This window comes from Nodosilinea sp. LEGE 07298 (genome assembly GCF_015207265.1).
Lineage (GTDB): Bacteria > Cyanobacteriota > Cyanobacteriia > Phormidesmidales > Phormidesmidaceae > Nodosilinea.
Genome location: NZ_JADEXE010000269.1, coordinates 1 through 8,981, shown reverse-complemented (window position 1 = coordinate 8,981; position 8,981 = coordinate 1). Strand labels below are relative to the sequence as shown.

The 8,981-nt window shown below is 57.0% G+C and carries 8 protein-coding genes; 2 read left to right on the top strand and 6 right to left on the bottom strand.

The genetic code is table 11. The features are described from left to right. A partial coding sequence (locus IQ273_RS26040; RefSeq protein WP_194026051.1) for a DUF1517 domain-containing protein occupies positions 1-869 on the top strand: 869 nt, incomplete at its 5' end. Positions 870-891: 22 nt separating this feature from the next. Here IQ273_RS26040 and IQ273_RS26035 read toward each other — a convergent pair. From IQ273_RS26035 to IQ273_RS26015, 4 genes are read right to left on the bottom strand one after another with little or no spacing between them, the layout of a single operon-like run. Beyond that, positions 892-1,380 carry a DUF3368 domain-containing protein gene (locus IQ273_RS26035; protein ID WP_194026050.1) on the bottom strand — a complete coding sequence of 163 codons (489 nt, stop codon included), beginning with the start codon at positions 1,378-1,380 and terminating at the stop codon, positions 892-894. Next, positions 1,377-1,616 carry a UPF0175 family protein gene (locus IQ273_RS26030; RefSeq protein WP_194026049.1) on the bottom strand — a complete coding sequence of 80 codons (240 nt, stop codon included), beginning with the start codon at positions 1,614-1,616 and terminating at the stop codon, positions 1,377-1,379. The genes IQ273_RS26035 and IQ273_RS26030 overlap by 4 nt, the downstream gene beginning before the upstream one ends. Positions 1,617-1,645: 29 nt before the next feature. Next, entirely contained in the window at positions 1,646-4,759 is a 3,114-nt protein-coding gene (locus IQ273_RS26025) for an NACHT domain-containing NTPase (RefSeq protein ID WP_228053896.1), read from the bottom strand. 51 nt (positions 4,760-4,810) lie between these two features. Then, the gene (locus tag IQ273_RS26015; protein ID WP_194026048.1) at positions 4,811-5,044 is read right to left on the bottom strand and encodes a hypothetical protein; all 234 of its coding nucleotides are present in this window, start codon (positions 5,042-5,044) and stop codon (positions 4,811-4,813) included. 208 nt (positions 5,045-5,252) lie between these two features. Between IQ273_RS26015 and IQ273_RS26010 the strand changes: the two genes are divergently transcribed. Continuing rightward, entirely contained in the window at positions 5,253-5,717 is a 465-nt protein-coding gene (locus IQ273_RS26010) for an Hsp20/alpha crystallin family protein (protein ID WP_194026047.1), read from the top strand. A 269-nt stretch (positions 5,718-5,986) separates the two neighbouring features. Here the strand turns inward: IQ273_RS26010 and IQ273_RS26005 are convergent, their stop codons facing one another. Next, a complete protein-coding gene (locus IQ273_RS26005) occupies positions 5,987-6,208 on the bottom strand; it encodes a DUF2283 domain-containing protein (RefSeq protein WP_194026046.1) in 222 nt (73 codons plus the stop codon). A 106-nt stretch (positions 6,209-6,314) separates the two neighbouring features. Continuing rightward, positions 6,315-8,669: a glycosyltransferase gene (locus IQ273_RS26000; RefSeq protein ID WP_313898251.1), complete on the bottom strand. Its 2,355-nt coding sequence runs from the start codon at positions 8,667-8,669 to the stop codon at positions 6,315-6,317. Positions 8,670-8,981 lie beyond the last annotated feature (312 nt).

Here is an 8,981-nt window from a genome sequence, read left to right as displayed (position 1 = left end):
CGCCAGCCCCATCGGCCCCGCGCAGCCTTCCCCCCAGTAGCGGTTATAGCGGCGGTTATGGCGGCGGCTATGGCGGCTATGGCGGCGGCTATGGCTACCGCTCTGGCCCGGTGATTGTGCCCTACCCCACCTATGCCCCGGCTCCGGTTTATGTCGATACGGGCGACGATGGCGGTGGCGGCGAGCTGTTCTTTGTAATTGTGGTGCTGGGGTTTATCCTGCTGCCGATTGTCTTCAACTATATGCAGGGCGGCACCCGCCGGTTCGATCGCCCCGCATCGGCAGGTAGCCAGAGCGAATTGCTCAATGACATTGTCACGGTGACACGCCTCCAGGTAGCGCTGCTGGCCGGGGCGCGAGAACTACAGCGCGACCTCGATCGCATTGCCGTCAATGCCGATCTCACCACCTCGGCAGGGCTAGCTGCCCAGCTACGCGCCACCGTGCTGGCCCTGCTGCGCCACCCCGACTACTGGACCCATGTGCGGGCCGAGTCGCAAACCGTCGCCGGGCGAGAGAAAGCATCAGAATTGTTTGAGCGCTTATCGATTCAAGAACGCAGCAAGTTTGCGGTTGAAACGTTGGTCAATGTGGGCGGCGAGGTGCAGCGGCGAGCCATGCCTAATGGCCCCAGCAATGAGGTAGCCTCGCACATTGTGGTGACGCTGCTGCTGGGCACAGCGGACGAACGCCCCCTATTCAAATCCGTCAGCTCCGTGGCCGATCTCAGGGCTGTTTTGCAACGCCTAGGCTCAAGTTCGCCCGCCTATCTGCTCGTCTATGAGCTGCTATGGACACCCCAGGACCCCAGCGACAGCCTCAGCGCCGATGAGCTGATCGCTAACTACCCCGACTTGGTAACGCTGTAGGAATGATTCGGGCTCCGTGAGTCTAGGCTTCTTGAGACAGGGCTAGGACACGTTGATACAACTGCGGGCTGACGCGAAAGCCAGCTTGGTTAACCAATGCATCCATGATGGGTTGAACCTTGGGGATGAGGGTTCTTTGCTTAGCGATCAGCAAAACGCCCAGTAGACCAACTACAGGAAGACCATAGCGCTTTGCTTCTCGGCGGCCTAACCGCTCATCAATTAGCAGTTCATCAGCTTTGATTTGGATGGCCAAGACAATAGCATGAGCTTCGCCAGGATCTAGTCTCCTGGCTTGTTGTAGGGTCTCAGCGACGGTTATATTGCTAAGTGGTTGGACTTGAATCCATTCAAGGGTGAGGAGTTGCTGAATGCGAGTCTCTTGGGCTGCGGCCAGTTCATCGGCCACAATCTCTGGGATGATGACGGTCGAATAAATCTTTTGTAGCAACCCTACGTGATCGACCAGAGCTAGGCTGCCGAGCGGTGACGTGTCGCTGACGACAATCACAGCCAACCCCGATCGCGCAAACCCTGAACATCTTCTTCAAATTCTTCAATGTCGTAGTGGATGCAGATGCCACGATTGCCAATGAGTTGCTGAAATTCCATTTGGTGCATTCCAGCGATCTGGCTAGCCGTACCTAGGGTGACAAGTTCTTGCTGGAAAAGGGCGATCGCAACTTCTCGGCGCAGGTCTGGTTCTGAGAGGGCTAGGTTGTCAGGTAGGTCAATAGTAATTTGCATGGTTTTGAGTCCGCTTAGTTCAACGACGGTTATTTCACATCTTCGCTGACGCCTTCGAGGAAGGCGATCGCGCCTTTGCCCCAGGGGTTAGATTCAACAAAGTGTTCGCCGACTTTGATGGCTGCTTTTTTACCGCCATTCCACAAACGTTTGAGGTTGAGGAAGTTTTGCCAACGGGTATCGATGCGTCGGGCTTCGATGTCGATGGTCTGGATGATGGCGGTTTCGTCAGCGATGTGGGGATTTTGTTGCTGGAGTTCGTCGATGAAGTGTTTGTAGCCGGTTAGAAGGCTCTCAAAGTTTTGCTCTGGAGCGTGGATGTGCTGAGTAAAGTCTTGCTGACTGCCTTCAGCCGCATAGTTAACGCCAATCGTTGCATGTTGCTGGTTGAAAATGGGTGCTTTGTCGCTCATAATTGTGAGTTTTTCTACAGTTTGAATTGTTATTGAGTTTGCGATTGTTTTGTCGCTTTGGCTAGGGGTGCCATCGTCCTGCTGGCCTGTTAGACAGGCTTGCCAGATTTCGTAGTTATAGAACTTGCAGCGGTCTTGGATAGCGGAAATCGCATTCTCTAGGTAGTACTCAGGTTGTCGCAGATGCAACTGCCACAAATCGGTTATTGTGGCGTCACTTCCCACTTTCCGTAAAGCGTCAGCCGCACTCCTGCGAACATCCGAGTCCTGGTGTTGGAGGGCCTGGAGCAAGGCCGGAATCGCCGCCTCACTCCCCACGTTCCCTAAAGCGTCAGCCGCTCTCCTACGAACATACGAGTCCTGGTGTTGGAGGGCCTGGAGCAAGCCCGGAATCGCCGCCTCACTCCCCAAGCTCCCTAAAGCGTCAGCCGCGCTCTCACGAACAGACCAGTTCTGGTGTTGGAGGGCCTGGAGCAAGCCTGGAATCGCCGCCTCACTCCCCAAGCTCCCTAAAGCGTCAGCCGCGCTCCTACGAACATCCCAGTCCTGGTGTTGGAGGGCCTGGAGCAAGCCCGGAATCGCCGCCTCACTCCCCACGTTTCCTAAAGCGTCAGCCGCGCTCCCACGAACATACCAGTCCTGGTGTTGGAGGGCCTGGAGCAAGGCAGGAATCGCCGCCTCACTCCCCAAGTTCCCTAAAGCGTCAGCCGCGCTCATACGAACATCCGAGTCCTGGTGTTGGAGGGCCTGGAGCAAGGCCGGAATCGCCGCCTCACTCCCCAAGTTCCCTAAAGCGTCAGCCGCACTCCTACGAACGGCCGAGTCCTGGTGTTGAAGCACCTGGAGCAAGCCCGCAATCGCCGCCACACTATGGCTGGTGGCCCAACAGTTCACTTTTAGATATCTTGGGATTTCCCGAACATCAATCCAGCCGACGGTTTTAGGTTGTAAAGATGCCTTTACCTCCCCTGCAAGTCTGGCCCCTATCATCAAGTCCACGTCGTCCATAGCCAGCTTCACCACTCGTAAAGCCTGGGCTTCTTCATTTGCCAGCGCCAACATCAGGGCAATGGGTTCTGTCCACTTCAGCAGGTTGAGGTAGCCTTGTTTGAGTTGCTCATCACTGAGTTGTGGCAGTAGGGGCAGCAAATATTCCGCCGAGTAATATTCCTGAATGAGTTGGTGGCGAAATTCGAGTTGGTCGGTGGTGCGGTTTTGCAGCAGGTGGTATTTGAGCAGGTCGTCTAGGATGTCGCGGGCAGGGAATTTCTCCTTGGCAAAGATTTTGCCGAGTTCTCGTTCGGCTTCGGTACGGTGAATCGCTACGCGAAAATCGACTGGAGTTTCACCCTGCATCATTAGGGCCGCCAGAGCTTTGAGGGCGTCTTTCCATAAGCGGCGATCGCTTAAGGGCCGCACATCCCCCTTCAGCAGCGCCACCTCATGCTTGCGCACGCTGCTGTCTTCATACATCGCCGTAAATGCCCGAAACACTTCCGCTAGATTGGTGGGCATTTGCCGATTGGGCGACTGCTGAAACACTTCGCACAGCATCCACAGCAGCAGCGGCGTTTGGCCAAACTCTCTCAGGCGGTTATTTAACTGCCGCCGCATCGCCTCTGCATGGTCGGGCACATAGGCGCGAATGAAATTCTTTATCTGCGGCTCGGTGAGCGGCTGCATCTCCAGCTTTTTCTCAATCCCCAGGTCGCCCCCCAGGCCCAGATCTCGTGTGGTGAAGATCATCGGCACTTTGGGGTGGTCGCGGCGAAAAGTGGTGAGTTGAGTGCGGGCCTCGTCGGAGGGCAGCTCGTTGAGGCCATCGATCAGCAGCAAAAACCGTCCCTGGCGCAGCAGGGCATTCAGAGCGGCATCATCCAAATTTAGGTGGGGGTCGTGCTGGTAGAGAAACGCCCGAATGCGCTCCAGCACGGATGTCTGCCAATAGCGCAGCTCCACCAAAACCGGAATCTGCTCTGCCGCCCTTCTCCCAGAAGCCATTACTTGATGTCCGTCACTTTTGACAGATTGAGATGCTCGCGACGATCCCCCTAAATCCCCCTTAAAAAGGGGGACTTTGACAGCTTCTCCCCCCTTTTTAAGGGGGGCAGGGGGGATCTGATCGGAAGAATCTTCTCCTGCTATCTCGTTACAGATACCCAATGGCTCAGAAGTTGGGAGACAAGCATTTGCCTCCTCCAACAGCAAACGAATCAACGCCGTGGATTTGCCCGAGCCGGGGCGGCCCACCAGCAGCACATGGTCATCGGCATATTTGCGAATGCCCTCTAATACGGGCAGCCGTTCGTTTTTTTCTTTGTCTTGCTGAAGTGGATTATTCTCTAGGTCGGTCGGCTCTCGTTCTTTGGCGACGGTCTGCACTATGAGGCCAAAGTCAAAAATTGAGGGTTGCTCTGGCTGTGCTTGCTTGACTTTGCCAACGGCATCCGTCAGCGTGTAGTGCTCCCACCATTTCTCGTAGGTGACGACAAGCGATCGCAGGTAAGTATCAAACTCAAAGCAATTGAGTTCGGCCAGGTGGCGGGCGATCGCCTCTACCCCTGGCCCGATCGCGCTATCGGCCCAGTCCAGCAGGGCGCTGACCTGTTCGCCGATTTTGGCTGATGCCCCCGCTCGATTCATTCTGGGAATGTTGACGCTGACAAGCAATCGCTCAAAGTCATGAGGCGACAGATTGCTCAGGGCATCGAACAGCTGAATGCGATCCATACTGGGCGGGCTAAGGGAAAAATCCTTATCGCTATGGTACTCGCAGAGAATTTAAGCCGTCAGATTGCGCTGCGATCGCATGTCAACGCCCTGCAATGCTATGGCATCAAGCGGCCATGCTATATCACCGTCCTGCAATGGCATATCACCGGGCTGCGATCGCATGTCATCGCGCTGCAATAGCATGTCAACGCCCTGCAATGGCATGTCAACGCCCTGCAATGGCATATCCAGGGGCAGCAATGGCGATCGCAGCCCTGGCATTACCAATCGCAGGCATGACAATCGCGATCGCCCCCAGCCCCTACCTACCCTTACGGTTCACCCTACAAAACGGTACGGGAGGTAAGTTCGCCACCGCAGTAGGGTTCCTACCACTAGGGAAACCCACTAGGTTGGCGCACCATAGTAACTGTAGAGAGTGAAAGCGCAAATGCTTGACCTGACTCACTTCAACAGTTTGAAAAGGCAAGTACCAGGAGGTTTAGAAACCATGATTGTTCGTCGCTATTTAGACCCGATTACCGAAATCAACGCCATTCGCCGTCAGATTAACGATGCGTTTGGTGACTTTGCCACCGAGGCCCTAGCCAAGGCTGATTGGACCCCTGCGGTACGCTTGGTAGACCAGGGCAATGAGTTTATGCTCACCATCTACCTGGCTGGCGTTAGCGCCGCCGACCTCGATGTACAGGTGAGTGCTGATGTCGTGTCGATCTCGGGCACCCGCAACCGGCCCGAAGCTACCGACAGCGCCAAAGTGCTCTACGACGACACCCGCTACGGCAGCTTCCACCGGCTGGTGAACCTGCCCGATGGCGTACAAAACGACCAGGTGGTGGCCAACTTTGCCCACGGCGTGCTGACCCTGACCTTACCCAAGGTGGTCGAAGCCCGCAATAAGGTGGTCAAAATCGACCTGAGCAGCACCGAAACCCCCGCCATTGAAGCGGGCTAAGCCCCGGCGTGAGGAAGAGGTGTCCTGACGCTAAAGGTTGACGACTGAGAGTAAATCATGATGTCTGGGGGAGGCGTTGCCTCCCCTTTTTTTATATTGTTCTGGCGAGGCTTGTTCTAGAACCATAGTCACGTTGGTTAGGACATCCAGAAACCCTATGAACATTCAAACGTTTGAACGTGCATAGGAGACCTGTCTTGACCAGACTGGCCACAGCTATAAAACAGTAGAACTTAGCCAAAATTGCTAATCCAAAATTCTAAATTGCTTTAGGGCTGGGGCTTTTCGATGTCGGCATCGCCGACGGTAAAAGTCACCGACAGAGGGCTATCAACCCGCCGCGAGGCATTGCGCAGCTCTAGCCCAACAATGAGCCCATCTTCGTCGTAGTCGAGAATCAGGTTGGGGGACGCGCGGGCGGTCTCGTCCACTTCGCGCTGATTAAAGGCAATTTGCAGGATGTCGCGATCGGGGTCGTAGGTAATCTGCATAGGGCGAGGGGCGACAGCGATTTAACAGGTGAATAACGGGCAGTGGGGACATAATAGCCGCCATCATAGAGTGTTTCGGCCCCGATGGCTTATTCTCCCCGCTGCTCTACCCCTTAACCACCGGCACGGCTCTGGTGCTACGGCTGCTAAAGCGTCGGGGCCACACCAGTACCCGCAGCAGCAGCCAAATCGATCGCAGTTCGCCGGGGCTGTTCCAGCGCTTCCACTGGCCGGGGCGGCAAAATAGAGCGGTAACCAGAGCCCGGTAGCTGGCCGGGGTGAGGGGGCCAAACTGCACCCGCAGGTGAGGAAACTCGTCTTTGTCGTTGTTTTTATAGTCAATGGCGGTAATGATGCCCTCCAGGGCGATCGCCTCTTCGGCCACTTCTAAATCTACTGTCATGCCCACGCTGAGGGGATGGGCGAGCGAGATCTGCTGAGTCAGGGAGACTTCTACCCCAACCTCAGACATGACGGTGGTGATGCCCCACCAGGTTTTAGGCATCGCGCTCGCCGAAGAGATAGCCTCGGGGCCACAGGCCGAACTTGGCGCTAGGGGGCGATCGCCCGGTTCAGGCCGCCGGGTACGCGGCGACAGCTTAACCACCCGGCGCAGGTCAAACCATACGTGGGAGTCGGGGCGGGGTACATCCAGCAAAATCAGCAGGGCGACGGCGATCATGGCCAGGTTGTAGGCGCTCCATATCCAGCCCAGGGCCAGCCCCCGCGCCTGAAGCTCGTAGCCAGCGCTGCCCCAGCCTGCCATTAGGCACAGGCCCAGGTTGCGCCACAGGCTGATGGCGGTGAGGCCAAACAGCAGCACCAGCGGCCAGCCCAGCTTCCAGTTGAACTGAAACCGCTGGCTGGAGGTGCCCTTGGGCGTGACCTGAAACCCCCGCGAGAAGGGGTTGACCATGGCCTGTACCACCGTGGCCGCCAGCGGAAACACCAGCACCAGCGAGTAGATGTCTGACAGCAGGGCAGAGCGCGATCGCTCATTCAGCCAGGCAAACACCGTCAGCTGTACCAGGTAGTAGGGCACAAAGTAGTAGAGCAGCTCCCGCGCCGTCGCCTGAATGGGAATGACGTTGAGAAACGAGTAGGCCAGCGGCATCAGCAGAAAGACAATCCGGGGAATGCTGCTAAACCAGTGCAGCAGCCCCTCCAGGTGGCCCAGTCGCTGCATGGGGGTGAGCCCAGGAATGGTCAGCGGATTGGAGTCGATAAAGAAGGCTTGCAGGGTGCCCCTGGCCCAGCGCAGCCGCTGGGAGGCGTGGGCGGCAATATCTTCGGCGGCGAGGCCAGCGCTGAGCTTTTCGTCGAGGTAAATAACGTCGTTGCCTTGGGCCGCTAGACGTACCGAAGTAAAGTAGTCTTCGCTCAGCGACTCGGTGACAAAGCCGCCGCTATTTTCAAGGGCGCTGCGCCGTGCCACAAAGGAAGTGCCCGAGCACACCACGCTGCCCACGCCATCCCGCATGGGCTGAATCTGGCGGTAAAAGACTTCCTCTTCTGGCGTAAGCACCCCTTCTAAGCCCAGATTGCGGGCGATCGGGTCGGCGTTGTAAAAGCTTTGGGGGGTTTGCACCAGGCCCACCTTCGCCTGCTGAAAAAAGCCCACCGTGCGGCACAAAAAGTTGCGAGTGGGCACAAAGTCGGCGTCAAAGGAGGCGATTAGCTCGCCACGGGCGATCTGAATGGCGTGGTTGAGGTTGCCAGCCTTAGCGTGGTCGTTGGTGGGGCGAGCGATGTACTCACAGCCCATATCAGCCGCCAGGGCCTTGATCTCGGGGCGGCGGGTGTCGTCGAGCAGGTAGATGGTTTTGCGCGGGTAGGTCATGGCCTGGCAGCCAATAATGGTGCGGCGCAAAATAAAAGCCGGTTCGTCGTAGGTGGGAATAAACACGTCTACCCAAGGCTGGTAGAGCCCGCTGGTAACGGCTTGCTCTAGCTGGTCGGCCTGGGGCCTGCGATCGCGCACCCGCAGCAGCAGCAGCAGTTGAATAATGCTGGTGGTGAGGCCAAACAGCTCCATAGCCAGTAGCCCCAGGCTGAGGGTGCCCTCCAGGGGCGAGGCCAGGTTTAAAGTTGAGAGGCAGCGCCACACCAGGTAGCGCATGACCAGGGTGAGCAAAATGCCCACCACAATGCACCGCGACCAGGGTCGAGGCCGGGGCGAAACGCGAGTAATCGCGTAGGCCAGCAGCAGCAGTACTACGGTTGGGGCCACTAAGTACTGAGCCGCTACCATCGGTACCTCCAGCCACATGGGGGGCTGGCTCTGCAACACCTGAAGCTGAGCAAAAATCTTGGTGATGCGTGCCTCGCCAGCAAACCAGGCCATTACAATGGCCGCCGATAGCCCTACAGTCGCCGCCATGATAAAGGTTGCCCAGCGTACCGGCGGACGTGATTTAGCTTGATCAGTCGGTTTAGAAGCAGACTTAGATAAAAACGCCATCGTGCTGCTAAACGGTAGAGAGCAGGAAAATTGAGCCTGAGCATCCCCTTTGGCGATGTCGCCAGGGTACGCCCACAGAAATTCTGGCGTATTCCTCTGAGAACCGCCTGAGCGACCATCAGTATGGAGGACTCCGGTAGGTTTAAAGGGTACCGAGGGTTACTACACCCCAGTTCCACCTAATTTCCCACTTTATTCTCTACGCACCAGCCGCCGCGATAGATGACAATTGCCCTAGCCTAGCGATCGCGCTCAATAGCGCTTAGCCGGAACCACCGCCTGGCGCAGCATCTCGTGGCCAAATCCGTAGCC

Coding starts and splice junctions, on each gene's coding strand:
- IQ273_RS26005 (WP_194026046.1), bottom strand. CDS start 6,208: ATGCAGATTACCTACGACCCCGATCGCGACATCCTGCAAATTGCCTTT.
- IQ273_RS26030 (WP_194026049.1), bottom strand. CDS start 1,616: ATGCAAATTACTATTGACCTACCTGACAACCTAGCCCTCTCAGAACCA.
- IQ273_RS26000 (WP_313898251.1), bottom strand. CDS start 8,669: ATGGCGTTTTTATCTAAGTCTGCTTCTAAACCGACTGATCAAGCTAAA.
- IQ273_RS26025 (WP_228053896.1), bottom strand. CDS start 4,759: ATGGATCGCATTCAGCTGTTCGATGCCCTGAGCAATCTGTCGCCTCAT.
- IQ273_RS26010 (WP_194026047.1), top strand. CDS start 5,253: ATGATTGTTCGTCGCTATTTAGACCCGATTACCGAAATCAACGCCATT.